At 56.6% G+C, this 26826-nt stretch carries 28 protein-coding genes; 7 read left to right on the top strand and 21 right to left on the bottom strand.

The annotated features are described in order from the left end of the window. Position 1: 1 nt before the first annotated feature. The 6 genes from cysT to COHPA_RS0119555 all read right to left on the bottom strand — a co-directional run bounded on the left by cysT (position 2) and on the right by COHPA_RS0119555 (position 5526). Positions 2-850 carry a sulfate ABC transporter permease subunit CysT gene (gene cysT / locus COHPA_RS0119580; protein ID WP_027087841.1) on the bottom strand — a complete coding sequence of 283 codons (849 nt, stop codon included), beginning with the start codon at positions 848-850 and terminating at the stop codon, positions 2-4. A 28-nt stretch (positions 851-878) separates the two neighbouring features. After that, a complete protein-coding gene (locus COHPA_RS0119575; RefSeq protein ID WP_027087840.1) occupies positions 879-1994 on the bottom strand; it encodes a sulfate ABC transporter substrate-binding protein in 1116 nt (371 codons plus the stop codon). A gap of 193 nt (positions 1995-2187) precedes the next feature. Further along, entirely contained in the window at positions 2188-3135 is a 948-nt protein-coding gene (locus tag COHPA_RS0119570) for an ATP-binding protein (protein WP_027087839.1), read from the bottom strand. A 39-nt stretch (positions 3136-3174) separates the two neighbouring features. Further along, positions 3175-4665 carry a DnaD domain protein gene (locus COHPA_RS0119565; protein WP_027087838.1) on the bottom strand — a complete coding sequence of 497 codons (1491 nt, stop codon included), beginning with the start codon at positions 4663-4665 and terminating at the stop codon, positions 3175-3177. 123 nt (positions 4666-4788) lie between these two features. Further along, positions 4789-5190, bottom strand: a complete 402-nt coding sequence (locus COHPA_RS0119560) for a GtrA family protein (RefSeq protein WP_027087837.1) — start codon at positions 5188-5190, stop codon at positions 4789-4791. Positions 5191-5226: 36 nt separating this feature from the next. Continuing rightward, positions 5227-5526, bottom strand: coding sequence for a YuiB family protein (locus tag COHPA_RS0119555; RefSeq protein WP_027087836.1), 300 nt, complete (start codon positions 5524-5526; stop codon positions 5227-5229). Positions 5527-5659: 133 nt separating this feature from the next. Here COHPA_RS0119555 and hemQ point away from each other — a divergent pair, with 133 nt between their 5' ends. After that, positions 5660-6412, top strand: coding sequence for a hydrogen peroxide-dependent heme synthase (gene hemQ, locus COHPA_RS0119550; RefSeq protein WP_027087835.1), 753 nt, complete (start codon positions 5660-5662; stop codon positions 6410-6412). A 54-nt stretch (positions 6413-6466) separates the two neighbouring features. Here the strand turns inward: hemQ and aspA are convergent, their stop codons facing one another. The 3 genes from aspA to COHPA_RS0119530 form a co-directional block, all read right to left on the bottom strand. Then, positions 6467-7909 (bottom strand): aspartate ammonia-lyase, encoded by a 1443-nt coding sequence (gene aspA / locus COHPA_RS0119545; RefSeq protein WP_035119673.1) that lies wholly within the window; start codon positions 7907-7909, stop codon positions 6467-6469. 463 nt (positions 7910-8372) lie between these two features. Then, positions 8373-8654, bottom strand: a complete 282-nt coding sequence (locus tag COHPA_RS0119535; protein WP_027087833.1) for a hypothetical protein — start codon at positions 8652-8654, stop codon at positions 8373-8375. Then, entirely contained in the window at positions 8654-9847 is a 1194-nt protein-coding gene (locus COHPA_RS0119530) for an NAD(P)/FAD-dependent oxidoreductase (RefSeq protein ID WP_027087832.1), read from the bottom strand. The genes COHPA_RS0119535 and COHPA_RS0119530 overlap by 1 nt, the downstream gene beginning before the upstream one ends. A 248-nt stretch (positions 9848-10095) precedes the next feature. Between COHPA_RS0119530 and COHPA_RS0119525 the strand changes: the two genes are divergently transcribed. Together COHPA_RS0119525 and COHPA_RS0119520 are read left to right on the top strand one after the other, a co-directional pair. Continuing rightward, on the top strand, positions 10096-11091 hold the full coding sequence (locus COHPA_RS0119525) for an NAD(P)/FAD-dependent oxidoreductase (RefSeq protein WP_027087831.1): 996 nt from the start codon (positions 10096-10098) through the stop codon (positions 11089-11091). Positions 11092-11166: 75 nt separating this feature from the next. Continuing rightward, positions 11167-11400, top strand: a complete 234-nt coding sequence (locus COHPA_RS0119520; RefSeq protein ID WP_027087830.1) for a hypothetical protein — start codon at positions 11167-11169, stop codon at positions 11398-11400. Here COHPA_RS0119520 and sda read toward each other — a convergent pair. From sda to COHPA_RS0119500, 4 genes are all read right to left on the bottom strand, one after another. Further along, the gene (gene sda, locus COHPA_RS25270; protein WP_084760815.1) at positions 11397-11540 is read right to left on the bottom strand and encodes a sporulation histidine kinase inhibitor Sda; all 144 of its coding nucleotides are present in this window, start codon (positions 11538-11540) and stop codon (positions 11397-11399) included. The genes COHPA_RS0119520 and sda overlap by 4 nt on opposite strands. 272 nt (positions 11541-11812) lie before the next feature. Further along, positions 11813-12472, bottom strand: a complete 660-nt coding sequence (locus tag COHPA_RS0119510; protein ID WP_027087829.1) for a YheC/YheD family protein — start codon at positions 12470-12472, stop codon at positions 11813-11815. Between the two features lie 742 nt (positions 12473-13214). Then, positions 13215-13574 (bottom strand): iron-sulfur cluster insertion protein ErpA, encoded by a 360-nt coding sequence (erpA, locus tag COHPA_RS0119505; RefSeq protein ID WP_027087828.1) that lies wholly within the window; start codon positions 13572-13574, stop codon positions 13215-13217. Between the two features lie 51 nt (positions 13575-13625). Continuing rightward, positions 13626-14069: a hypothetical protein gene (locus COHPA_RS0119500; RefSeq protein ID WP_027087827.1), complete on the bottom strand. Its 444-nt coding sequence runs from the start codon at positions 14067-14069 to the stop codon at positions 13626-13628. A gap of 299 nt (positions 14070-14368) precedes the next feature. On the opposite strand from COHPA_RS0119500, the gene mqnE reads away from it, so the two are divergent. Both mqnE and COHPA_RS0119490 read left to right on the top strand, forming a co-directional pair. Beyond that, entirely contained in the window at positions 14369-15439 is a 1071-nt protein-coding gene (gene mqnE, locus COHPA_RS0119495; protein ID WP_027087826.1) for an aminofutalosine synthase MqnE, read from the top strand. Positions 15440-15525: 86 nt separating this feature from the next. Beyond that, complete coding sequence (locus COHPA_RS0119490; protein ID WP_027087825.1) at positions 15526-16584, top strand: NAD(P)/FAD-dependent oxidoreductase; 1059 nt, start codon at positions 15526-15528, stop codon at positions 16582-16584. On the opposite strand, the gene COHPA_RS0119485 is transcribed toward COHPA_RS0119490, so the two are convergent. Beyond that, complete coding sequence (locus COHPA_RS0119485) at positions 16581-16847, bottom strand: YuzB family protein (RefSeq protein WP_027087824.1); 267 nt, start codon at positions 16845-16847, stop codon at positions 16581-16583. The genes COHPA_RS0119490 and COHPA_RS0119485 overlap by 4 nt on opposite strands. A gap of 91 nt (positions 16848-16938) precedes the next feature. Between COHPA_RS0119485 and COHPA_RS0119480 the strand changes: the two genes are divergently transcribed. Then, positions 16939-17184 (top strand): NifU family protein, encoded by a 246-nt coding sequence (locus COHPA_RS0119480; RefSeq protein ID WP_069202072.1) that lies wholly within the window; start codon positions 16939-16941, stop codon positions 17182-17184. Positions 17185-17326: 142 nt separating this feature from the next. Here the strand turns inward: COHPA_RS0119480 and COHPA_RS0119475 are convergent, their stop codons facing one another. The 7 genes from COHPA_RS0119475 to COHPA_RS0119445 form a co-directional block, all read right to left on the bottom strand. Next, complete coding sequence (locus tag COHPA_RS0119475) at positions 17327-18103, bottom strand: SDR family oxidoreductase (protein ID WP_035121438.1); 777 nt, start codon at positions 18101-18103, stop codon at positions 17327-17329. A gap of 26 nt (positions 18104-18129) precedes the next feature. Continuing rightward, on the bottom strand, positions 18130-18837 hold the full coding sequence (locus COHPA_RS0119470; RefSeq protein ID WP_084760813.1) for a Cthe_2314 family HEPN domain-containing protein: 708 nt from the start codon (positions 18835-18837) through the stop codon (positions 18130-18132). Positions 18838-18948: 111 nt separating this feature from the next. Continuing rightward, positions 18949-20730 (bottom strand): UbiD family decarboxylase, encoded by a 1782-nt coding sequence (locus COHPA_RS0119465; protein WP_027087820.1) that lies wholly within the window; start codon positions 20728-20730, stop codon positions 18949-18951. After that, a complete protein-coding gene (locus COHPA_RS0119460) occupies positions 20727-21674 on the bottom strand; it encodes a COX15/CtaA family protein (protein WP_169733282.1) in 948 nt (315 codons plus the stop codon). The genes COHPA_RS0119465 and COHPA_RS0119460 overlap by 4 nt, the downstream gene beginning before the upstream one ends. Positions 21675-21816: 142 nt before the next feature. Further along, the gene (locus tag COHPA_RS0119455) at positions 21817-23193 is read right to left on the bottom strand and encodes a glycosyltransferase family 4 protein (protein WP_035119670.1); all 1377 of its coding nucleotides are present in this window, start codon (positions 23191-23193) and stop codon (positions 21817-21819) included. Position 23194: 1 nt separating this feature from the next. Next, positions 23195-24169, bottom strand: a complete 975-nt coding sequence (locus COHPA_RS0119450; RefSeq protein WP_027087817.1) for a GDP-mannose 4,6-dehydratase — start codon at positions 24167-24169, stop codon at positions 23195-23197. Between the two features lie 2 nt (positions 24170-24171). Beyond that, positions 24172-25197 (bottom strand): mannose-1-phosphate guanylyltransferase, encoded by a 1026-nt coding sequence (locus COHPA_RS0119445; RefSeq protein ID WP_027087816.1) that lies wholly within the window; start codon positions 25195-25197, stop codon positions 24172-24174. A gap of 218 nt (positions 25198-25415) precedes the next feature. On the opposite strand from COHPA_RS0119445, the gene COHPA_RS24630 reads away from it, so the two are divergent. Then, entirely contained in the window at positions 25416-26783 is a 1368-nt protein-coding gene (locus COHPA_RS24630; protein WP_027087815.1) for a glycosyltransferase, read from the top strand. Positions 26784-26826: the final 43 nt, after the last annotated feature.

Raw genomic sequence — 26826 nt, 5'->3', positions numbered from 1 at the left:
CTCACGCTCCTTTCGTTACGCTGCGCAGGCGGCGGTTAGACCATCTTTGCAGAAGGTTAATGAAGAGCAACAAAACGAACGAGACGAGGAGCAGTCCGACCGCCACGGCGGCCGCTTGACTGTATTGATACTGCTCCAGCTTCGTGATAATCAGGAGCGGCGCGATTTCGGTTTTCATCGGCATGTTACCGGAGATGAACACGACCGAGCCGTATTCCCCGATTCCGCGGGCGAAAGCCAGCGCGAATCCGGTTAACAGCGGAGGCAGCAGCTCCGGCAAGATGACCTTGCGGAACGTGCGTGAGCGGTATGCGCCTAGCAACACGGCTGCTTCCTCCATATCGGATTCCATATCCTGCAGCACCGGCTGCACCGTTCGAACGACGAACGGCAACCCGATGAATATAAGCGCGATCGTAATGCCGAGCGGCGTGTAGGCTACCTTGATTCCGAGCGGTTCGAGCAGCGATCCGATCCATCCCTTCGGCGCGTAGATCGTCGTAAGGGCAATGCCCGCTACCGCCGTAGGCAGCGCGAAAGGAAGGTCGATGAGACCGTCGATGATTCTTTTGCCCGGAAAACGGTACCGAACGAGCACCCATGCGAGCAAAAGACCGAATACGAGATTCACTACCGCCGCGTAAAAAGAGGTAAGCAAGCTCAGCTTATACGAAGCGACCACCCGCGCGTCCGTTACGGCATCCCACCACTCCGACATGGAAAGATCGAACGATTTGATCACCAGAGCCGCTAACGGAATAAGGACGATCAAGCTAACGTAAGCGACCGTGAATCCAAGCGAGAGATTAAGCCCGGGGAGCACCCGGTCCGCTTTGCGTTGACGCATCATGAATTAACCCCTCTTACCGGTTGCACCATTAGGATCCCGGCGTATAAATTTGATCGAACGTGCCGCCGTCGGCAAAATGCTTCGTTTGCGCTTCTTTCCAGCCGCCGAAATCCTGATCGATCGTCAGCAAGCTTAATTCCCCGAACTGGTCTTTGAATTTGTCGGCGACCGATTGCAGACGCGGACGATAGAAGTTCTGCGCCGCGATCTCTTGCCCTTGCTCGGTGTATAAGTACTTCAGGTAAGCGTCCGCCGCTTCGCGGGTCCCCTTCTTGTCTACGTTCTTGTCGACGATCGCTACGGGAGGTTCGGCCAGAATGCTGAGGGACGGAGTGACGATCTCGTAATCGTCGCCGTACTCCTTAAGCGCCAAGTAAGCTTCGTTCTCCCAAGCGAGCAACACGTCGCCGATTCCTTTCTCGACGAACGTCGTCGTGGAACCGCGGGCGCCCGTATCGAGCACCGGCACGTTCTTGAACAGCTTCTTCAGAAAATCGAGCGTTTGCGCTTCGTCGTAACCGAGCGTCTTCTGGGCGTAGCCCCATGCCGCGAGGTAGTTCCAACGGGCGCCGCCGGACGTCTTCGGATTCGGCGTAATGACGCCCACGCCGTCCTTGATCAGATCGTTCCAGTCTTTAATGCCTTTCGGATTTCCTTTGCGTACGAGGAACACGATCGTCGACGTGTACGGCGTGCTGTTCTGCTCGTAGGACTTCTGCCAATCGGCTTTCAGCAAGCCCGCGTCCGCGATCGCGTCGATATCGTAGCCGAGCGCGAGCGTGACGACGTCCGCCTCCAAACCGTCGATTACCGCGCGGCCTTGCTTGCCTGAACCGCCGTGGGATTGCTTGATCGTGATTTTGCCTCCGGTCGTTTGCTTCCAATATTCGGCGAAGCTTGCATTGAACGCTTCGTACAGCTCGCGGGTCGGATCGTAAGAGACGTTCAGCAACTCGATCGGATCCGGAACTTTGCTCGGCTCCGCCGAAGACTCGCCGTTAGACTCGCTCGCTGTCGCGCTTGGGCTCGCTCCCGACGGAGAAGCCGCCGGTTCTTTGTTATCGTTCTTGGAACCGCAAGCGGATAGCAAGGTCAGGATTAATGCGGCGATAAGGATAAATTGGAATTTTTTCAATACGGTCATGATTATGCACCCCAATGTTTTTTCTTTTTCCGTTATCGCTCCGGTTCGTCCGGTCGCCTCGGTCGGTTACCCGATAATTCCTACAAACTTTATAATTCCTACCCACTTACTTGGTATTGGGAAAATAATAACAGGGAGCCTAGCTCCCTGTCAATACGGACTTATAAAAATAAATGATAAATGTCGATGCCGCTTATCCGCGCTGGTTGCGCCCCCGCACGTGCACGACGTCGACGAACGGCCTGACGCGGTCCATCAGACGTTGTCCTTTGTGCAGTTCCTCGCCCTCTTTATGCGTAAAGCTGAAGTGCTTCTCCAGCGCGTCCAAGTCGTGGTTCGACGTGTAAAAGGTAGGTTTGCGGTTCATCCGGTAGTTCAGAATCGCCCCCAGCACATGGTCGCGTACCCAAGGGCTTAAATTTTCCGCGCCGATATCGTCGAAGACGAGCAGATCCGCTTCCTTCATCAGCGAGATCGTCTCTTTAAGCTGCTGCGGCTCCAGCATGAGCGCTTTGGCGTCTTCCACGAACTCCGGCATGTAGACGATAACGCCGGAGAAGCCTTCCTTGGCAAGCTCCTTTAGCATAAAACCCGCCAAATAGGTTTTGCCGGTGCCGAAGTTGCCTTGCAAATACAAGCCTTTCTTCTGCAGCCCTTCTTGGCGGGTCTTCTCGATGTAGCTGATCAGATCGATGACGGCCGGTTCCCTGCTCTCGTCAAGATCCAGCATTTCCGAAGGATCGTATTCCGCTCCGAATAGGGTCTCGTCCACGAAAAAGCTCGTAATCCGCTTGCGGATTTGTTCCTGCTGCGTATAGGCGGTCCATTTCGAGCACGGCGTCTTCTGATCGACGACTTGCCAGCGGCCGTTCAACGTCGCGCAAGTAATGCTCGTATAGTGGCCCTGCATATCGTTCGGACAGTCCGCGAGGCCGGGACAATATTTGCAGTTGCGATATTCCGCCGACATCTGGTACAGGCGATTCAGATTAAGCCGCAGCGTCGCGTCGTCCACGTCCGGATAACGCTCGCGAAGCTTCAGAACGAGCGGATCGTTCAACACTTGCTCGGCCAGCCGATCCGGATGCATCGCGCCATCCAATAGCGGCACTCGGCGAAGAGCCTCACCCAAAGATTCCATGTTCCAGTCCTCCTGTTCGGCCAGTAATGAATGAATCGATTACCGTTCTTCCTTCATCCGCCGAGCAATTTCGCGTATCTTCTCTCGTTCTTCCTGCGACACTTCCCGTACGGGTCCGTCGTCCTTGACGACCGGCATCGCGGGCTTGCGCTTCGCGCCCCCGCGCCCCGCGCCGGTTCCGGCGGCTCCTCGCGCCGCCGGAGCGTCGCCGCTGCGCTTGCGCTCGAGCGCCGCGTTCAGCTTCTCTTGCTCTTTGACGTACTGAATCGCTTTGTCGACCGTATCGATGCCTTTGGCGAGCATGTTGGACGCGATGGAATCGATGAACGACTTCGTTAACCGTTGGTTGCTGCTCATGCCGAGAACATAATGAATGAGTACGTTGATGACCGGCTCGGGCAGTTTATAATTGATGTCTATTTTCTCGAAAATATCGATAAACCCGCTCGGAACCGCTCCCGGAAAATATCGCTCCAGCACTTTCGTATACGGCTCTTGGCGAATCATCTCGTTATAGGCGGCTTGCGTGACGTCGGCGAGGAACCGTTCCGGCACCTCCAATTGGATCGCGGAGGCCGCCGCCGCGGCGATCGAGGCCTCCTCCTTCGTTCTGCCTTCGCCTCGGGAGACGAAGCGTTCGCGCTCCTCGTCGCGTTTGCGGCTTTGGCGGTACATCTGATTGGCTCGGCTCTGCAGCTCGTCCCAGACGAGCGTGCCGTCCGGATGGAACATGCCGTCTTCGTCGAGAAGCCTGCAGATTTCCGGCGTCTCCAGGTCATACTTGAACGCTAAGTAATTAAGCTGGGACATGAGCTCCGGCGAGCGGTTCAACCGCTCCACGTATAAGCGGTTCGCCGATCCGCGCGGGAATCGCAGCATAATCTCTCCGTGGAGAATGCGCTCCTGCACTTTCACCGCGGAAGACCGTTCCATCGACGGCGCGCTTTCCGCCCAGCCGGCTTCCAGCTCGGGGTCGACGACGCTGGCTCCGATCGTGAACAGCTCGTAGAACGGCGTCGTCGCTTCCTCGCGGTTCACGAACTTCGCGAGCTCCGCGGGCGGCTCCGGCGAGAACGCCTCTCTGAGCTCCAACACGGCGGACTTGCCGATCTTGTCCCGGAGCAGCAACGTCAGATGGACGTTGGAGAAGAACTCCTCCGCCTTCAGCGGACGCATCAGGATATATTCGTATATCGTCTCGTCCGTCACCGGGTTATGGTTGCGGAACACTTGCAGCAGCCCTACGGCTTCCAGGCGAGACGCCGCTTCTACGGCCGTCTTGCGCCCTGCGGCGTTCAGCTCGAATCCCAGCCCGAGGAACAGGCGTCGCTGCGACTCGATCCCCGAGTATCCGGTCGCGTCTTCGGCGAGCATATGATAGAGATAATGGTAGAGCCCGGCCGAAACAGCCCCGATCATCGGCTGATAGAGGCATGCGAACGATTTGCGGTCGAGCGCGCTGAGCGAGAAATCCCTGCTCGCGAAGTATCGGTGATTCTCGGTGAATTCCATGAAATTCGACACGCGCATAGCGGAATCGACAACTCTTTCCTATCGAAAATGGTTTCTTTATTGTAGCATAATCCTAGCATCCGGGCAGATAAAAAATAGAGTCCTCTCGGACTCCAAATGGTTCATCTAATGGAAATCGGTCTAGCCGGCCCGCTTCTCCCCCCGAAATACCCAAAACTTATAGCCGAAGTAGTTCACGACTAACGATACGCCGACGGAACACGCCTTAGCGATCGCCGCCTCGAACCCGGCCTGCTCCAAGCCGAGAAGCGCGGCCGTCGCGGCCGCGAACGATAGCGCGTTCACGGCGATGAACTTTACGATATCCCCGAACCGCTGCCGCTTCCTTACTTGGAACGTCCACACGCGATTCAAGACGTAGCTGTTCGCGATCGCCGTCCCGTAAGATACCGGCTGAGCCCAAGCGGAGCCGAGCCCTGCCGCATAAACCAATACGCAAAAAACGGCAAAATCGACGCCCGTATTCATAACGCCTACGAGCGCGTATTTTGCCATCCTCGTCATTTCCGATCGCTTCAACACTCGATGAGCCCCCGATCGCAGCTTCAGGGCCGCAGTCTAGAACATTTTATATCCGCCCTTGCGAAGCGCGCGAATCGCCCAACCGCTAATGTAAGCCCCGGCGGCGCCCGCGATGACCAGAACGATGTCCGATACGAGCATGGAGCGAACGTTCTCCGACGCGCTTAGATCCGGTTGCCATAATTTATACAAGCCGTAGGGCACGACGAATAGAAAAAACAGCCACAGCGGCAGCCATGTCGTCTTAATCAACATGTTCAAGATGAAACCGATGCCGAAGAACAGCACGAGGCATAGCAAAGAGCCTACGATGCCGAACATAATACCCCCAAGCATATTGCGTCCCTCCAATGTAAGTTACTTTAACAGTGTACAAGATCGTTTTCCCGCCCGTCAACGTTTGCTACCCCCTGTCGGATTCGGCTACAATAGGGAGATCAGCCTATTGGGACAAGGGAGAGATTGCGAAATGAGCGAAGCCGCACAAACGTTGGATGGATGGTACGCGCTGCACGACTTGCGAAGCATCGATTGGGAAGCTTGGAACGCCGCGAGCGCCGCGGAGAAAGACGCCGCGCTGAACGATCTGCTCGGCCTCGTTGCGGGCTGGCAGGAGGTCGAAGAGCGCAAGGAAGGCAGCCTGGCGATGTATACGGTGGTCGGACAGAAAGCCGACCTGATCTTTATGCACTTGCGCGAGACGCTGCAGGAGCTTAACGATATCGAGAACGCGTTCAACCGCTCGGCGATCGGTCGTTTCCTCAAGAAAGCCTATTCTTATGTAAGCGTCGTGGAACTGAGCAACTATATGGCCGCGCCTGGCGTCGATCCGATGCAAGTGCCGGAGATCGTCGCGAGGCTGAAGCCGATCTTGCCGAAGAGCAACCATATTTGCTTCTACCCGATGAACAAGAAGCGCGAGCTTCAGGACAACTGGTATATGCTTCCGATGGACGACCGCAAGGCGATGATGCGCAGCCACGGCATGATCGGCCGCAGCTATGCCGGCAAGGTGAAGCAGGTAATCTCCGGTTCCGTCGGCTTCGACGATTGGGAATGGGGCGTCACGCTGTTCGCGGACGATGCGCTGCAATTCAAGAAGCTCGTGTACGAGATGCGCTTCGACGAAGTAAGCGCGCGCTTCGGCGAGTTCGGTGCCTTCTACGTCGGCAATTTGCTGACGAACGAGTCGCTGGCCAAGTTGTTGAAGGCATACTCGTAACATGCGAAGACCGGGGCAGCCCCCGGTCTTTTTTTGAACCCGCGCATCCCCCGGTCACCTCTGATCCTTCAGCAAATGCTCTCCCGCGATTCCCGGCGTCGTCATCTGTACCGGGTTCAATATCGCATCCATTTCTTCGGCCGTAAGCAGATGCTTCTCAAGTATAAGTTCCTTGATCGACATTCCCGTCGATAGCGCCTCTTTAACGAGCTGCGCCGCCACCTCGTAACCGAGATGCGGGTTAAGCGCCGTAACGATGCCGAAGCTGTTGTCCACGTATTGCTGGCAGCGTTCGCGGTACGCCGTCATCCCCTGCAGCGCGAAGCGGTCGAACACATCGAGCGCATGCGCAAGGATATCGAGCGATTGCAGCAAGTTGAAGGCGATGACCGGCCCCATGACGTTCAGTTCGAACTGCCCGGCTTCGCAGGCGAGACATATCGTATGATCGTTGCCCATCACTTGAAAAGCAACTTGGTTGACGACTTCCGCCATCACGGGGTTCACTTTCCCCGGCATAATGGAGGAGCCCGGCTGTCTAGGCGGCAGCGCGAGCTCGCTCAGACCGACCCGAGGGCCCGAGGCCATCAGGCGAATATCGTTGCATATCTTCGACAGGTTGACGGCAAGAACTTTCAGGGACGCCGACAGCTCCGCGTAAGCGTCCGTGTTCTGCGTGGCGTCTACCAGATCGTCCGCGGAGCGGATCGGCAGCCCAAGATCTTCGGCAAGCTTCGAGACGACGATGCGGATATAGTCCGGCGTGGCGTTCAGTCCGGTACCGACGGCAGTCGCTCCCATGTTAACGGCGAGCAAGCCTTCCATCGCCCGCCTGATCCGTCCGATGTCCCGTTGCAGCACGTGCGCGTATGCGCCGAACTCTTGCCCCATTCGTATCGGTACGGCGTCCTGCAGATGAGTACGCCCCATCTTGAGCACGTCGTCGAACTCGACGGCTTTGTTCTCGAAAGACGTGTGCGTCTCGACCAATACGGCAAGCAGTTTCTCCGTGGATAAATAGGCGGCGATCCGGAGCGCCGTCGGGATCGCGTCGTTGGTCGACTGGGACATGTTAACGTGGTTGTTCGGGCTGCAATGGAAGTAATCGCCCTTGGCGTGACCTAGCAATTCCAACGCGCGGTTGGCGAGCACCTCGTTCATGTTCATATTGATGGAGGTGCCCGCCCCGCCTTGAATCGAATCCACGATGAATTGATCCGCCCGCTCGCCGCGGATGACCTCCGTCGCCGCTTCGGCGATCGCTTCGGCGATTCGGCTCGGCAGCCTGCGCAGCTCCGCGTTCGTCTTGGCCGCGGCCATCTTCACATGAGCGAGCGCTCGGATGAGCGACGGATGAACCGGTATGCCGGTAATAGGGAAATTCTCAACCGCGCGCATCGTTTGAATGCCGTAATACGCTTCCTCCGGTACGCTCAAGCTGCCTAACGAATCCTTCTCGATCCGATCTGCCAACGCGATCCCCCCTATGTCAGACATCAATCTACGATGATCATATCTTCATTATGCTTCATGAAGCTAGTTCTAACTCCGAGCTTCCGTCCGTTGGTCAATCCCGTCGCATCGGCACTGACGTGCTCGTTGGTCAATCTATACCCTCTCTCCTCGAAAATCCGAAGCTGACAAGCCTAGGTTTACGCGTTCTTCTGATGTTGGCGAGAAACAAAATAACAACAATATGCAGTTATTACATCCTCTAATGTGACAATTTCGCAAAATAACAAAAATATGCAGTTATTTTAGAGCCGAAACAATGTATGACCTTATTCGGGACCAAATAACCTTCTATATGTTGTTATTTCCTCCATCCTCTCATTTTAAGGGAAAATAACTATTGAATAGCTGTTATTCTCCCCTCCGAACGGAAGTCTGCTTAAGATTTACGTCAAAAAAAAGCCGGCAAAGCATCTCGTCGACGCCATGCCGGCTTGGGTCTCGCTGTTTAATCTTCGTCTTCTTCGCTTAACGCGCGCATTTGGGCTTCCCATTCCGCGCGGCGCTTCTCTTCCAAATATTCCTGCGTCTTGCGGTCGCGCTCGCGGCCTTTCTCCTTCAGCCGCTCGATGCCGGGCTGAATGAGCAGGTCGACCTCGGCTTGTACGATCGCAGAGAGATCATAACGGGATTGCGACTCCAAGTAAGAGCCGACCTCCATCAGCGCGTTGTAACGGTCCAGTTCGTCGCGCGTTAACAGGCCCCGCACTTGCACGCTGCAATGTCTCATTACAGGAATTTACCTTTGCGAAGCACTAGCGGAATGCCGCCGATGATGAACAGGTAACGGATGTCGACAAGCTTCTTCAGCCATGCGGCTACGCGGCCTTTGTACTTGCGGCCGAACGCAACGCCGATCGCTTCGCCCTTGCCGAGCGACGCAACGACGCCTTTGTTCGAGAACGCGAACTTCTTCAGCGGCTGGTTGCGGATCGATGCGACCAGGTTGTGCGCGCAGTTTACGCCTTGCTGCATGGCCATTTGGGCAGTCGGCGGATACGGACGGCCTTGATCGTTGAACAACAAGGAGTTGTCGCCCAGGATGAAGATGTTGTCGTGGCCCGGAGCGCGAAGGAACTCGTCGACTTTCACGCGTCCGCGCATCGTCTCGAAGCCCGCTTCTTCGATCAAGCGGTTGCCGCGCACGCCGCCGGTCCAGATGACCGTCTGCGATTTGATTTCTTCGCCTTCTCCGACGATGACGCCGTCCGGGCTGCATTCTTTGATCGCGGTGCCGATGCGGAACGTAACGCCTTTCTTCTGAAGCACTTGCATCGCGTATTCGACGAGCTCGGGATCGAAGCCAGGCAGCGCGGTAGGCGCCGCTTCGATGTTGATGATCTTAACGAGCTGGGGATCGACGTCGAACTGCTTGCAAAGCTCGGGAACGCGATCGGCAAGCTCGCCGATGAATTCGATGCCCGTGAAGCCCGCGCCGCCGACGACGAACGTCAAGTAGTCGGTGCGGTGAGGCTCGCGCTTGAAGCGAGCGAATTGATACTCGATATGCTCGCGGATAAGGCGAACGGAGTTGATGGAACGAATGTTCATCGCATGCTCGGCCAGTCCCGGGATGCCGAACGTTTCAGGTTCGCCGCCGAGGCCGATAATGAGATAGTCGTAAGAAAGCGTGCCGTCTTCAAGAATGACTTTGCGGTCTTGCGGGCGAATTTGCACGACGGTCGATTTCACGAAGTCGATTTTGAACTCGTCGATCAGCTTGGAGATGTTTACGCGCGCGTTCTCCGGATGATCCGTGCCGGCCGCAGGCATGTGCAGGTGAGTCGTGATGTAATGGTAGTCGTGTTTGTTGACCAACGTTACGTCCGCTTCATTATAGTTCAATTCCTTTTGCAGCCGAAGAGACGTCAGTACACCGCCGTATCCCGCGCCAAGGATTACTATTTTCGGAATGCTGCTCATGTGGTGATCCCATCCAATCCTATGATGTATTTATTTGTGAAAAATTACACAATCTCCGCCGTCGATTTGCATCCGCCGGAACTATACATGCAGTATCATATCGGCTTTTTCAACAATTTTCAAGGATCTTTTTCACGAATAAATTTGTGCTTCTCTACAAAGACCTTTTCATCGGTTAGCCCGAAAGTTTATAATTGTTAATTAGATACAGCTGCCTATTGCCAGGCTATTGACGGAGGTGTCCTATCTTGAGTCAGAGCATTGAATCCACCGTGGACGTAGCCATTATCGGCGGCGGTCCCGCAGGCATGTTCGCAGCTTTCTACGGCGGCATGCGACAAATGTCCGTAACTTTGATCGAAAGCATGCCCCAACTCGGCGGGCAGCTCGCGGCGCTTTACCCGGAGAAATATATTTATGATGTCGCCGGGTTTCCGAAAGTAACCGCACAGGAGCTTGTTAATAATCTAAGTTCCCAGATGAGTCACTTCCAGGCGGACGTCCGCTTGGAGGAGAAAGTCGTTAAAGTAACGAAGCTTGAGGAGCGGTTGTTCGAGATCGTCACCGACCGAAGCGTCGTGCGTTCCCGTGCCGTTATCATCACGGCCGGCGTCGGCGCGTTCGAGCCCCGGAAGCTGGAGCTTCCGGAGGCAGCGCGTTACGAGAAGACGAACCTGCGTTACTTCGTAAGCGACCTGGAGCAATACCGCGGCCAGAAAGTGCTGATCAGCGGCGGCGGGGATTCGGCGGTAGACTGGGCGCTTATGCTGGAACCGATCGCGGAGCAAGTCATGCTCGTCCACAGGCGGGATAAGTTCCGCGCTCACGAGCATAGCGTCGAGCTGCTGATGCAATCGAAGGTGAAGGTCATTACCCCGACCGAAATCACGGCGTTGCATGGCGACAATAAGATTGAGCGCGTCGCGTTGACCGACGTCAAAACCGGCGAAGCGACCGAGTACGCCGTCGATGCGGTCATCGTCAACTTCGGGTTCGTGAGCTCGCTCGGCCCGATCGCGGAATGGGGCCTTGAGATCGACGGCGGCTCCATCGTCGTCGACTCCCGCATGGAATCGTCCATTCCGGGTATTTTCGCCGCAGGCGATATTACGACGTACCCCGGCAAGCTGAAGCTGATCGCGGTCGGATTCGGCGAAGCGCCTACGGCGATTAACAATGCCAAGGTGTACATCGATCCGAATGCCAAGCTGTCCCCGGGACATAGCAGCAATATGAAGCTATAACGCTACTTTTTCGCACAAAAGGGCACCCTACCCCTGATAACCGGCCGTTCCGGACATCAGAGGAGGGTGCCTTTTATGATGTGTCCCGTATGCAACGCTTTGAGCCTCCTAGCCGTGTCTTGTCCGCATTGCGGTGCCGCCGCCGAAGACGAAGGTCGTTGGAGCGATTGGAGCGGACCTTATTCCCCCTACGAAATGAGCGCCGAAGCCGATTTCGGTTCCGAAGCTGACCTCGTCTGCAAGCATGCCGTCCGTTGCCCGCAATGCCAGCTTTCTTTTGCCTCCGACATCGCCTTGTGGAACATCTAACATAGCTGTCTCTCGGGAAGGGTCAGCTTTCTTCTGCGGATTTCCGCTCGAAGCATGCGCACGAATTCTCTGTCCAGCTGCAAACGTAAAGCATTGCGATAGGCATCGATCAACATTTCGTCCGGCAATATCGGGAACATGAGCCCCACATCCTTTCCAACTGTAATGGAACATCGTGAGGGCATCATAGCATGGGAGTTTTTAGGGGACAAGACGTTCATTCATCCACAGCAGACTGTGAATAACCTGTGCGAATCCTGTTGAAAATGGCTGGCATACCCCGTATTATCGTGTGGAATATGTGGATGAAGTTATTCACAGTCTGCGCAGCTTATAACGGAATAAAAAAGTTTCATGGTCGTGTTGCGGGCGATTAAAGGTTTTAATAGAAAAATATGTCAAACGCCGCCATTTACTGCGGTCGAGTATTGACCTCCAAAATCCAAACGTGTCCGTTGCGGTCGATTCCGTAATCGTAACCCAATTGTCCGATTCCCGGAAACCGGCTCTCCAGCAGCGCCGTAGACGCTTTCGTCAAATTCCGCATCTCCTGCTTTTTGCGTCTGACCCATCTCGAGGACAACGAAAGCCTTATGCCCTGCGCCGCAGTCATCTGAACGCCTCCCCGGCACAGGTTCGTCACGAACAGTCCCCGGCGAGCGACCCTGCCGACTATCGCCCGGTACCTCCATGCTCCGTTCTCCTTCACGTACTTCACCCGGTAGTCGATCGGTCTGCCGGCGATGGTCGCCAGGCGAATGCCCCGCTGGATCAAATAGGGTCTTCTTCCGCGTCTCCGGTTAATGATCTTCATGATGCCGCTCAGACTGGAGGTTGTTACCGTGCGAGCCATGTACGTGCAAGAATACCGCCCGCCGATTCTCGCGACTTTCATGACGCCAAGACCGCCGCCGCCGCGAATCGGTTTGATGACCACCATGCCGTAACGGTTAAGCATCGAACGCAAATTCGTCGCATTGAACAGTCTCGAGGGAGGAATGTGCCGCGCGATATAAGGGTTCGCGGCCATAACGTTCGTTTTCAGCCATTTGCTGGCAAGCTGCCGACTCATCCAAGTGGCTCCTTTCCTGTTTATATGTATACATACTCGGGCGGACGGACAGGTTCTTGGATGGATGACGCGGTCGGTTAGCCTGTTTTGTTATGTTATCGATGGAAGGTTAACCAGGTATGTATGTCCTTTTTGCTTCATCGATAAAGACTAATGCCCGCGTCGAGGGCGGGGGAGGGAAGGCGGAATAGCGGATCCGGAGTGCGTTATTCGGGGGAAAATCGTGTGCCGGTGCGCGATAGCGGATCTGGGGTGCGTTATTCTGGGATTTTTGAGGGGATAGTGGTGTTTGAAACCGAAATAGCGGATGTGGGTTCCGTTATTGTGCGTATGTGCGGGTGTTGAGGCTCAATTGCGGAACTGTGTTCCGCTATAGAGCGAACCGCGCGCGTTGGCACGCACTAGCGGAACCGCGTTCGGCTGCTGAACTTACAACCTATTACCGCCTCAACTGCACGGAGTACAGTTCGTCATCACACTATCGTCATTTTCTTCTGAATAACTGCATGATCTACATTACATTATCGCCGAAACATCGGATCTCGCATTTTTTACCCAATTAACTGCACTTCGTACCGTTTACAGGTCAAGGAGTACGCCATCGATTGAAATACCTGCCCTTCATGCAGTTAGTTCCGAGTGATGTCGCTGCGTTCGCCCGGTTGGTATCGATCAGTAACAAAGAGGATGTCCCCCGGGTCGAATCGACCTTGGGGACATCCTCTAGCGTGCAAATTGCTTATTAGCAAGGCTCCGCTGCCGGATTGCCCGCTTCGCTTGCCGTTCTGAACGAGGAGCCGCATCCGCAAGTAGCGGTCGCGTTCGGGTTGTGGATCGTGAATCCGCCGCCCATCGCCGAATCTTTCCAATCGATCTCGACGCCGTTCAGAAACTTGAGGCTATAATCATCAACTACCACCTTTAACCCTTGAATTTCCATTTCCGTATCATCCGCGTGCTTCTCGTCGTCGAAACCCATGCCATATGAAAACCCGCTGCATCCGCCTTCTTTCACGCCAATGCGCAGAAACAAATTCGGTACTTCTTCGGCGGCGAGCATTTCCTGAATTTTCGCGCCTGCGGATTCGCTAATGTTAACCATCTTCCGATTCCTCCCCAGCCTGACTTTCTTTAAGTATACCCTAAGAAAGCCTTAAGCCTCAAGAGAGGTATCCGCCGCAGCCTGTTGGCCTAAGCCCTTCAGCTCGATGCGAACTCGGAATTGACCTTTCTCGTTCTGGAGAAAATCAGCCAATCTGCGGAACACTTGCGCAAGCTCGGGACCCGAGGAGTCGGTGTCCAGCATATAACGGAACTGGTCGGCGGAAAGCCCGCGGACTTTCGCGGCGTCCCTGACGTCGTTCTCCTGCAAGCGGCGCCATTCCTTCGAGGGCTCGAATTTGTCGGCCCTTCTGACGATTTGCTCGTAAATCCGCTGCTTCTTCAACCACATATAATATTGGATCGGATTGGAGAGCTGCCATGCGGCGCTTAAATCCTTGATCGTGTATGCGGCCCGATATTGCTGAAGCGTCTGGATTTTCTCCGCCTCGTCCATTTGTTCAAGCTGGCTTAACGGTAAAATTTCCGGTTTCATTTGTCTCTTACACCTCCCGAATACGTCATTTATTGGTTAGTTTTAGCTAATTCACCTCTAACATAACCAATTAATGTTTATTATTCAAGTTGATTCCCGATTTCCGGCGACTTTATACCTTTCATTTTCCTGTTGCTGGGGGTTGGCCTGAGGTTTATAATTGTTAACAGTTGTTTACGGCTTGCGTTTCACACTTTCAGTCGAAAGTTATTTTTTTCACAATCATTGAGATTGGAAGCCACTACTGTTATTGGGAGGCGATTGCCCTGACGCTCATCACGACCCACCCCGACCGCCGAATGGCGGATATCGCCGATAAAGTTCGGAACGGCGAGCGCTTGACCCTCGAAGACGGCGTGTTCCTTTATCGTTCGGACGACCTGCTTACGATCGGCCAACTAGCCAACGAGGTTAATCTGCGCAAGAACGGCAAAAAAGTATATTTCATCGAAAATATGAGCTTGTATTTCACGAACGTGTGCGAAGCTCATTGCGCGTTCTGCAACTTCCGCAAGGACGAGGGCGACGAAGGCGCTTATACGCTCTCCCCTCAGCAAATGATCGAATACGTCGACCAGCATATTCATCCCGGCGTACGCGAATTCCACATCGTCGGAGGGCACAACCCGCACGTTCCGTTCGAGTATTACGTCGAATCGATTCGCGCTCTGAAGATCAAATATCCCGATGTCACGATGAAAGCCTACACGGCCGCCGAGATCGACTTCTTCTCCCGAATTTCGGGCAAGAGCTATAAAGAAGTGCTTGAGACGTTGATCGAAGCCGGGCTGGAGACGCTGACAGGCGGCGGAGCGGAAATTTTATCCGATCAATACCGTAAAAAAATGCGAGTGGACAAAGCGAATATCGAGCAATATCTCGACGTTCACCGTTCCGCCCACAATCTCGGCCTACGCACGCATACGACGATGCTGTACGGATCGATCGAGACGGTCGAGGAACGCGTGCAGCATATGCTGCATATCCGAAATTTGCAGGACGAGACGAACGGCTTCCAAGTGTTCATCCCGCTGTCGATGCAGCCGATCAGCCCGAAAGCCGGCATTCGCCGCCGCAACTCCGCATACGACGATCTGAAGGCGATCGCGATCAGCCGCCTGATGTTGGACAACGTCCAGCACATTAAGGCGTACTTTATCAACATCGGCACGCAGCTGACGCAAGTGGCGCTGACGATGGGGGCATCCGACGCGCACGGCACGATCGTACGCGAACGCATCAGCCATTCGGCAGGGGCGTTGACTCCGACCGGCATTACGCGCGAGGACTTGATTTGGCTCATTAAAGGAGCCGGACGCATTCCGGTCGAACGCGATACGTTCTACAACGAAATCCAAATTTACGAGTAATGCATGGAGCCCCGTCGGGAAGACCGGGGCTTTCTTGTGTCATACTATCCATCAAAAGAGGCTTATCAGCAAAAGGAGAACTACGAATGAGCAATGTCGTGATATTGGGCGGCGGATACGGCGGTTTAACCGTCGCGCAGGAGCTGCTTGACGATATCCCGATCGATTCCATGATTTACCTCGTCGATCGCATGCCTTACCAAGGTCTTAAAACAGAATACTACGCGCTAGCCGCAGGCACCGTGTCCGACTTGGAAATCCGGGTCGCGTTCCCGATTCACGCCCAATGCCGACTCGTATACGGCGAAATTACCGACATCGACTTGGACAAGAAGCTCGTGCATATCGAAGGCAACGATCCGCTCTCCTACGATTCATTAATCATCGCCCTCGGCTGCACGGACAACTATCATGGCATCGAAGGCGTCTCGAATTACGCCTGCAGCATCCAGACGTTATCGTCTACGCGACGCACGTACCAGCAGATCAACGACACGAAGCCGTACGGCCAAGTGACGATCGTCGGCGGCGGATTGAGCGGCGTTGAAGTCGCGGCCGAGCTGCGGGAAGCGCGGCCGGACATCAACATCCGCATCTTGGATCGCGGCGGCAGCGTGCTTTCGGCTTTTCCGGGCAGATTGCAAGAGTACGTCTCCTCATGGTTCCGCGAGCATCACGTGGAAATGCGTTCGCATATTAATATTTCCCGGCTTGAACAAGGCATCGTTCACAACGGCTGCGAAGAAATATTGACCGACGTCACCGTCTGGACGGCCGGCATTCAGCCGGTTTCGCTCGTTCAGCGAATGACCCAGCCCAAAGACAATCAAGGTCGCCTCGTCGTGAACGAACATCACGAGCTGCCCGAGTACCCGAACGTCTATGTCGTCGGGGACTGTTCCAGCCAACCGTTCTCCCCGAGCGCGCAGCTTGCCGGCGCCCAAGGGAAGCAAGTCGCCGAAGTCATTCGCGCGCGCTGGAACGGCAAAGAACCGAAGCTGTCCCGCATCAAGCTGAAGGGAGTCCTCGGTTCTTTAGGCAAAAAAGCCGGATTCGGCATTATGGGCAATATGCCGATGCTTGGGCGCATTCCTCGCATGATCAAGAGCGGCGTACTCTGGAAGAGCAAGCGCCACCTCGGTTAAAGATCGTCCAACAGCTTATCCAGCGCGGATTGGTGCTCCTCCTGCGCTGCGATCTCCGCCAGGATCAGATCGTACAATTGCCCGGCCGTCTCCGCGACGACGGATTCCCCGTTCACGAGCGCGTACGGCGACAGGAAACATTCGCCGCAATTGCCTAGACAGCCGTATTCGATGACTTCGACGTGCGGAAGCTGCTCCAACTTTCGCAGCACTTCATCGGTGCCGTGGTGCATGTTGCTCACGCAAAACTCGACGATATGCATGGCGGACTTCTCCTTTCTTCAGCCGAGGTAACCGCGGTCGTCTGTTTGAAAAAACGTAATCCTGTACTATAATAGAATGAGAAAGGAGTGGATGACCATGAGTACGAACGCTACGCAATATGATGAAGTATTGGATGTGCTCGATAAGTTGCGTCCGTTCCTGCAACGCGACGGCGGCGACGTCGAACTCGTCGAAGTCGAAGACGGCATCGTCAAGCTCCGCCTGATGGGTGCTTGCGGCAGCTGCCCAAGCTCTACGATCACGCTGAAAGCGGGCATCGAGCGCGCGTTGCTGGAAGAAGTCGAAGGCATTCAGGAAGTCGTGCAAGTGTTCTAATTTTCCTTATCTCGAGGAATGAAGAAGGTCCTGCCCAGCGGCGGGACCTTTTGTCATTTCGCGAGGGTTGGTTTGCTCAGATCGAGGTTTGCTCAGATCGAGGTTTGCTCAGATCGAGGTTTGCTCAGATCGAGATTTGATCTTATCGAGGTTTGATCAGATCGGTGCGGATCGGATCGAGTCCCCCGGATACGTCGACCGTATTGCCGGTAATGAAATCCGACTCCGGCAGGCACAGGAAAGCGATCATTCTCGCCACGTCTTCCCCGGTCCCCGGTCGGCCTCGCGGAGATTCCTCGTCGATCATTCCCGCGACGTCGACGATGCTCTTCTCCTTATTGTTGCCGCGAATGTCGCCCGGACAGATCATATTGACCGTAATCCCGCTCGCCGCCTCTTCCATGGCGAGCGTCTTCGTGAAGGAAACGAGCCCGACTTTGGCGGCGGCGTATACGGCTCTATGCGGCCAAGAACGCGCTTCGCCGGCATGGCCGAAGCCGAAGTGAATGATTCTCCCCCACCCGCTCGCCCTCATGCCGGGAAGCACGCGGTGATCAAGAAGCATCGTACCCACCAGGTTGCCGTTCATGAGGTAATGGATTTCCTCCGGCTTATAATCCGCGAACAAGCGCCTTTCCCGGATGAACGGTCCTGCGTTATTGATGAGAATGTCGACGCCGCCCAGCTCGCTCTCTACCGCGGATACCAGCTTATCCGCCATGTCCGGCTTCGAGATGTCGGCTTCGACCGCGATCGCTCTCCTGCCGATCGACCGGATCTCCTCCGCGAGCTGCTCCGCTTCCTTCCGGCTCGTGACGTAGTTGATGGCGATGTCGCAGCCGAGAGCGGATAGCTCGATCGCCGTCCTGCGGCCCAATCCTTTGGCGCTGCCCGTAATGAGCGCCGTCCTGCCGATCAGCTTCAACGCGGCTCTCCCCTTGATCCTTAATGTCTACGCTCCAATCGCTTGCAGGCGAATCGGAAGCTATAGCCTAACGTAGCCTCGATCATCTCCCAGGCGCAATCGAGGTCCGCCAAATTCCCTTGCAGGTCTTCCAGCCTTCTGCTCACGGAATGCCGCTCCAGCGTCATCCGGAGATCGTCCTGCAGCTCGGCGTTCATATAATGGATTTCCGTATTCCTTCGGTTCCTCAGCCGGCCGAACGGGGCGCGATGCCGCTCCTTCAGCTCGTCCAGAGGCTTCATAAGCTCCGGATGAAGATGATTCGATCGCATGTTGCGGAGCACGGTAAAGTACGAGAACCTCGGCTTCATTCGCTCCGTCTTCAGCTCCAGCAGCTCGTTCAGCAGCGTCCCCAGCTTATCCAGCAACGCGAATACCCGAATGTAGGCGTTCTTGTCGAAGTAGACGTGCCGTTCGTAATTCAGCCTCTCTGCCGGCGTTAATTCTTCGATCCTTCTATGATGGATGAGTGCTGCGTATCGGTTCGCGGCATAGCGGCTCTGCTCCAGCTCGTCCAGCGAGCGAAGCAGTCCTTCCGCCCAGATTCCGTACTTCTGATACGCCTGCTTGCGGTGCTCGTTCTTACTGCGGTAAGAAACCGCATAGGTAAGCTTGATGAACCTATCGATCGCTTGAACGGTAACTAGCGACCCGCCGGTCCATTCCCTCGGGGGATCGCCGAATAACATCCTTAGCACGGACACTGTCTCCTTCGGTCGCTCATGCGGTATTTTCCCCATTGTAACGCATAAGAGGCGGCCCGCTCAACCGAACGGTCGAGCGTTGCCGCCTCTATCCCACTACCCTCTCCAACCGGAGGTTTGAAAATATTCCTTCCAACGCTTGTCCACGAGCTCGACGATATCCTCGCGAGGGAACAGCTCGTCCGGATAGCCGGGCTTCATGCGCGCATCGATCACGATCGGCAGACGATAGCCGATATGGTGTCTGCCCGCTTCGCTGGCCGCATAGATGTCCGCCGCCGGATTGAACCGCGTGAACGTCGCCCATAGGAACGGCGTCTGTCCGTCCGCGATATCCGCGTCGTCCGCGATGACGATGAGCGGCCAAGGGCAATCCTCGGCATTCAGCTGATCCGCCAGCCTCGCGCCAAGCTCAGGATCCTCCGCGAACGGCTTGCCTTCCACGACGAGACATCCGCGGCAGTACGGCTTGACCTTGTGAACGCCCGGGATCGGACCGCCCGCATATTCGCCTGGCAACTCGCGGATCGGATCGCCGACGCCGAGCAGCACGCCTTTGCTTCCGTGGTTCAACCGCGAGCCCGTGTAATCGAGCGTATCGTGCGACGTCTGGTCGAAGACGAACAAATCTTTGAACGGATCGAACCGTTCCAGCACGGTTTCGAGCAACAGCGGGAAATCCGCCAAGTCGAGCGCGCGATCGGTCAGGATCAGGAACTTCGTAAGCGACAGCTGTCCTTCGCCCAGGATGCGGAACGCCGTTCCGAGCGCTTCGCGCGAATAGCTCTCGCGCACGACCGCCGCGGCCAGCGCGTGAACGCCCGTCTCCGCGTACGCCCATAAGCTTCTTACGCCCGGCATGACCATCGGGAAAGCCGGAGAGAGCAGCCGCTGCAAATATTCGCCGAGGAAGTAATCCTCCTGCTTCGGCTTGCCGACGATCGTCGCCGGATAGATCGCATCCTTGCGGTGCCACACATGGTCGACGTGAAACACGGGGAAGTCGTGCTGCAGCGAGTAATAACCGAAGTGGTCGCCGAACGGGCCTTCCGGACGCCTTTCGTGCGGCAGCACGCGTCCGACGATGGCGAACTCGGCTTCCGCCGGAATGCGGTGCCCGCCGAGCGGGTTGTCCGCGACCGGGAGCTTGCCGCCCATAATCAGCGAAGCCAGCATCAGCTCTGGCATGTTCTCCGGCATCGGAGCGATCGCCGATACGATAAGTGCCGGCGGACCGCCTAGGAACACGGTGACGGGCAGCGCTTCTCCGCGCTGTTCGGCCGCGTAATAGTGGAAGCCGCCGCCTTTATGGATTTGCCAGTGCATGCCCGTCGTCCGATCGTCGTAAATCTGCATCCGGTACATGCCGAGGTTATGCCGGCTGCGATGCTCCGGATGTTCCGTGTAGACGAGCGGCAACGTAACGAACGGTCCCCCGTCCTCCTGCCAGCTCGTAATGAACGGCAATCCGGCGAGCGGCCGATCCGTGCGCGAGGATTGAAGCACCGGCGCCTGCTCCCGGCTTACCTTCTTCGTGCCGACCTTCATCAGGTCGAAGAACATGCCGCGCTGGCTCCAGAGCGAGGAGAACGACGGCGGCAGCAAAGAGTCCACCGAGCCGATCAACTGCTTCACGAGCTGCTCCGGCCTCGGACCGAAAGCCATATCCACCCTGCGCTCGGTGCCGAACAAGTTCGTTACGACAGGGAACGTGCTTCCTTTGACGTTCGTGAACAGCAGCGCGGGTCCGCCGAGATCGATGACTCTGCGATGAATTTCGGCCAGCTCCAGCACCGGATCCACGGGCGCGTCGATCACGATCAGTTCTCCGTCCGCGCGCAATGCTTCCAGGAACGGACGCAGCGAGGAATATATCATGGGTTAGCCTCCGATCCATCCGTCAAGTTGGCGCGGCTCAGTTGCCTGGTGCGAATGGCGAGCAGGCAAAGCATGCTGAACAGCGCGGAAATAATAACCGTATGAATTAATCCGGTGAAAATATAGACGTCTTCGTTGTCCAGCGTCAACGACAGCAGGCCGCCGCTTAACACCTGCAGCACGACGAGGAACGCCGTCTTGGAGGCGATGGAGCCAAGCTCCGACCCCGTCCCGACCGTGCGCCGTATGAAGGCCATAAGCACGAATACGAGCACGAGCATGAGCAGCGCGGCGATCCGGTGGGCGAAAGCGACGCCGACCGAGCCGGACAGCTCCGGAATGACGTCCCCGTTGCAGAGCGGCCAGCCTTCGCATGCCCCGCCGGAGCTCGTGTGGCGAATGTACGCGCCGAGATAGATGACGACGTAGCAATAGACGATAACGCCGACAACCGCCGCGAACAGCTTGGCCGGGATTGGCGCGATATGGCTCGCGGTGCTTGTCCGTCCTCCGCGTTTGACATACGAGTAATGAAGCCAAGTGCAAGTGAAAGCGAATAACGAAATGCCGAAGTGAAGCGCAAGCACGAGGGAAGATTGCTCCCAGACGACGGCCATCGCGCCGAGCACCGCCTGCATGACGGTGAACAGCAGCGCGCCGTCCGCGTAAAGAATCGCTTCGCGGCTGCGCGCGGGCTTCCAGAAGCGCGTCGCGATCCAGGTGGCGCCGACCAGCAATCCGACGATACCGCTAAGCGCGCGATGCGTATATTCAACCATCGATTCCACCGTGTATGCCGGAACGAATCGCCCGTTGCATAGCGGCCAGTCCGTGCCGCAGCCCCGTTCGGAGCCCGTGTTCGTCACGAGCACGCCGGCGATTAGCACCAGGAACATGCCGATGCACGTCAGAAGTGACAATTTTCGATATTTTTCTTCGGTCATGCCCATCCCCGATTTCTTGTGAAAGTAGGCGCAAAGAGGCCAATTCTCATTATACAGAACCCCATCCAGCATTGCCATGTCACAAATGTGAACAGTAGCCTTGCCGAATGGGGTTCGGGAATGAGCGGAAGAAATCATTCCGCTAACCTATCAACGCCCGCCGGGCCCTAAGACGTTCTTTGATGGCGTTGCCGACGACTTGCGGCGAGAAATGCGTGCGTATCGTCTGTCTTCCGCCCGCGGCGATCTGTTGCCGCCAGCCGTCGTCGAGCACCGTCCTGCCCATTAAATAAGCAGCATGCTCGATGTCCGGCTCGGCCCATATTTGGTGCGCTTTATAAGGCCCGTAATCTTGGCCGACGTTCACGAGCCGGAAGTTGACGGCGCCTGAATTGTTCGGGTTCATGAAGTCGGCGTTGCCCGACCAGTTCGTACCGATGACCGGCTTGCCGAGGAACATCGCTTCGGCGAGAGGAAGTCCGAATCCTTCGGAGCGATGCAGCGAAACGAAGCAATCCGCGGCGCGGATCAGCGCCTTCGCTTCGGTTCGGGTGAGCACCTTGTCGATTATCGTCACGTTAGGCAAGCCGTCCAGCTGCTCTTGCAGGGCGGCCGTCTCTCCCGGGTTCGGATGATTGATCTTCACGACGAGTCCCGCCGGAACGCGATGCGAGAGCGTCAGCTTACGGAACGCATCGATGACGGCTTGCGGATTTTTGCGGGCTTTCATGCTGTATGAATCGTACATGCACAGGAACAAGAATCGGTCGCTCGGCAACCCGAACATTCGCCGGTTCAAGTGCTCGGGCAGCTCCTCGATATGAATGCCGTGGGGAATGACGATCGTCGGAACGTTCGATTTCGCCGCTATGCTGTCCCTTACGAATTTGGAAGGCACCCATACCTCGTCGAGCCGTTGCAATCCGTGCAAGTACTCATCCGGAAACTCCGGCAGCTCCCATGCCCAATAGCCGATATTCAAGCGTCCGTGGAACAAGGCCTCCCCGAATCGATCCGTTACCAGAGGCATCTCCGGCGCGTTGATGTGGAACAGATTCGTCTTGAACTGCGGTTCCGCGATCTCCTTATGCACCCAAGAAATATCGATATTCACGAGATTGTCCAAGCCGACGTGCATGATCCCAAGCGGAAGACCGGCCGTCTCTATCGCCTTGGCGGCCAGTCGGCACGATTCTCCCATTCCGGTCTCGCTGCGCGAAAAGCCGATGAGATTGATGCCCAGCTCGCCGGCTTCCTCCGCGGCTTTTTGCGCGCGTTGCCATTCCGCATGAAGCCTCTCCGTCTCCATCTCCGGCGCCGCTTTCGGAGCGGCCGGGAACCGGCGCCTCCTTCTTGCGCTCGCCGATCTCCTCGGTACTCTATGACGCCGCGCGAATCGGCTGTGCCTGCTCGGTCTATGACGGCCTCTCGCCGCTAGCCTCCCCCGGGCCGACGCGCTTCCAGGCTTCCGACGCCTGCGCCGGTTCCTCCGGCCTCTTACCGCCGTTGTTCCCGCCATGTCAAGCACCTTGCTCGACGTGCGGCTGCGGTTGCGACCGCCAATAGTTCAGCAAATCTTCCATCGTGCGCTCGAACGGAATTTCCGGGCTCCAACCGGTCGCATCATGGAACAGATCGTAGTTGCCGAGCAGCAACTCCACGTCCGATGGGCGCATGCGGGCAGGATCTTGCCGGATTTCGATCTTGACTTCGCTAAACGATAGAAGCAACCGAAGCATATCCGCGATCGACCAGCAGGTACCCGAAGCGATGTTGTACGCTTCTCCCGGCGCTCCCTTCTCTAGCGCGAGCCAATAGGCCCGCACGACGTCGCGAACGTCGGTAAAGTCCCGCTTCGCTTCCAGGTTTCCGACGTAAATAACGGGCGGCTTCAGTCCTTTCTCGATATCGGCGATCTGCTTGGCGAAGTTGGACGTTACGAACTGTTCGCCTCTGCGCGGGCCGGTATGATTGAACGTTCTCGTTCGGACGACGCGCAACCCGTAGCTCTTAAAGTATTGATAACCCAAATAGTCCTGCGCCACCTTGCTGATCGCGTAGGGGCTTAACGGACGAAGCGGATTCGTCTCGCGGATCGGCGCTTCATGGCTTTCGACGTGACCGTACTCCTCGCTCGAGCATGCGATCTGGATTCTAGCCGGCACGTCGTAACGACGAACCGCCTCGAGTAAGTTCAACTGGCCCGCGATATTATTGGCGATCGTATCCATGGGCGAATTCCAGGAAGTCGGCACGAAGCTTTGGGCGGCCAGGTGAAAAATATAATCGGGCTTCTCCGATTGAATCAGCGTCTCGACGGAAAACGGATCGCGCAGCTCGCACTCGACCAGATGCAGCTCCTTGGCGATCGACTCGATATGGTTCATGCGGCTGCGGTTGCGGATCGTGCCGACGACCTCGACCCCTTTGCCAAGCAAGAACTCTGCCATATGACTTCCCACGAATCCGGAAATCCCCGTCACCAGTGCCTTCATTTTTAACGCGCGCCTCCTTCTTCGTTATCCAATTGCTGTACGTACTTCTTCAGAAGCGGCTCTTTGGATTTATGACATACGAGCAAGCCTTCATCGGTCGCGACGACGATCAGATCGTCGACTCCTAGAATGATCGCTTGCCGCATATCGGCATAGACGATGCTGTTCGATGCTTCGGCGAATAGGACGTCACCGATCGCGATGTTACCGGACGCGTCCGTCTGGCCGATCCGCTCCAGCGATTGCCACGTCCCGAGGTCGTCCCAATCGAAGCTGACGGGAATGCAGTAAGTATGCTCGGACTTTTCCAAGACGGCGTAATCGATCGATATTCTCGGAAGCTTCTCGTATACGGACTCGTCTATCGCTTTCGCCTCGAGCAGCGGATACCAGATCGACGGCTGATACCGCTCCATCGCGGAAGCGATCGTCGAAGGCTTCCAGACGCAGATTCCGCTGTTCCAATACACGCCTTGCATGCTTATCCATTCCTCGGCGCGCTCCTTGCTCGGTTTCTCCAAGAATGCTCTCACCTTCATCGCGCTGCCGCCTTCGTCGCCCGTATGGATGTATCCGTAATTCGTCTCGGGACGATTCGGGACGACGCCGAGCGTAACGATCGCTTCGCCCGCTTCCGCATGGACCTCGGCTTCGGCAAGCTTCGCGACCAACGCCCTCGTATCGGGAATCAGATGATCGGCGGGCATCGTGACGATAGCCTCGTCGTCGCCTTCGCGAACGAACCGAAGCGCAGCGAGGGCGATGCACGGGGCGGTGTCGCGCTGCAGAGGCTCGACGATCAGCCTTGCCGGATCAAGTTCCGGAAGCTGCTCTTGGACCAATGCAAGGTATTGGGCCGCCGTGGCGACGTACAGCTTCTCCCTGCCCAAGTATCGCGCCAAGCTGCGGTATGTCGTCTGCAGCATCGTCTCATCGGAATTCAAGGCGATGAATTGCTTCGGCTTGCCGCTCGCGCTTTTGGGCCATAGCCGATTCCCCTTGCCGCCGGCCATTATGACGATCTTCACAACGCGTTCAGCTCCAATCGGCCTTCCGGCCTTATACGGTGTCTAAAGATGCCAATTCCTCTCTATCTTATGGACTGCCCTCCGCGAAGGAATGGACGAACACCTCTATCGTCAAAAAATGGAGCGCGGAAAAACGGAAGGGTATTGGTCCAAGACATTGCGCGCACGGCACATATCATACAAAATACACATTCGTAAAATAACGGGAGGATATACCGATGAACATACTCATGGTCAGCTCATATCCCCCGCGCAAATGCGGCGTCGGAGAGTTTGCCTTCGATCTTGCGCATGCCCTTATGCGCAAGTCGCGGACGAACGTCGGCATCGCGGCTCTCGTCACAGAGGCCACTCCCCAGCTTCCCGAGGTCGTCATGCTCATCCGCAAAGACCATCGTCCGGATTACTCGGCTGTGGCGAATGCGATCAACGGCTCGCGATGGGACGTCGTCGTCGTCCAGCACGAATTCGGACTGTACGGGGGCATCGGCGGGGAGTGGGTATTGGACTTGATCGCCAACCTGAGGAAGCCGGTCATAACCGTTATCCATACGCTGGATACCGCGCCGGTCGAGCCGCGCGCTGCGATCGTGGGCAGGATTGCCGCCATGAGCAACTTCACCGTAACCGCCACGCGGCACGGGCAAGCTCTCCTGCCTAGCTTCGGAGGCGCGCCGGAGAGGACCGCGTACATCCCGCTCGGCGCTCCCGACAACGCTTCGGTCAACCGCGATGCATTGCGCGCCGCGTACGGCGTGTCCGATCACGTCGTCGCGATGACGTTCGGCTTGCTGAATCCGAACAAAGGCATCGAATTCGCGCTGGACGCCCTTCCTACCGTAGCGGCTTCGCACCCCCAAGTCCTATACTGGATCGTCGGCGAACCGCATCCGGACAACGCCGAATCCGCAGGCTATTACAGTCGGCTGCAAGCTCGCGCTCACGAGCTCGGTCTTGGCCGGCACGTCCACTTCATGCCCGTGTTTCATTCTCAGCAGGATTTGCTTCACCGGCTGACGGCCGCAGACATTTATTTGAGCCCGCACGGCGACGTGAACTTCGCATTCGCCAGCGCAACCCTCACCTATGCCGCGCGGACGGGAAAACCGATCCTATCGACGCCGACAATATACGCGCAGGAGCTGCTTGGCGACGGCACGGGCATCCTGGTTCCGTTCGGAGACGTCGCTGCGATCGCCTCTCAATGGTCCGACTTGATCGGCGATGCCAACGCCAGGCGTCAAATCGAAGCCCGTTCTCGGAATAAAGGAGCTTCGTTCGACTGGAGTCTAGTGGCAGACGAGTATTGGCGTCTTGCGGCTACGGCCGCGAAGGAGAGCGTTCGCCGCGGCTTGCCGAGCATAGACGACGTCCGAGGGAGAACTAGACGAAGAAGACGGAAGCTGCGCAAAGGCAAGAGAGGACGTTGGCGCAGAAGGGTGGTCAGGCGGGGAAAAAGGCGAAGCCGGAGAACGAGACGCTTGCTGCGAATCGGTCGCGGCAGACGGCGCTTGCGACTTCGGAGAGGAAAGTTTCGAAGGGGCGTTCGCGCGCGTAGATATACCCGACGTGCGCGAGCGAGATAGCATTCCGTAACGAAGTTCATAACCAAACAAACGAGGTCTCGCA

It is taken from the genome of Cohnella panacarvi Gsoil 349 (assembly GCF_000515335.1).
GTDB lineage: Bacteria > Bacillota > Bacilli > Paenibacillales > Paenibacillaceae > Cohnella > Cohnella panacarvi.
This window is presented reverse-complemented; position numbering and strand designations above follow the sequence as displayed.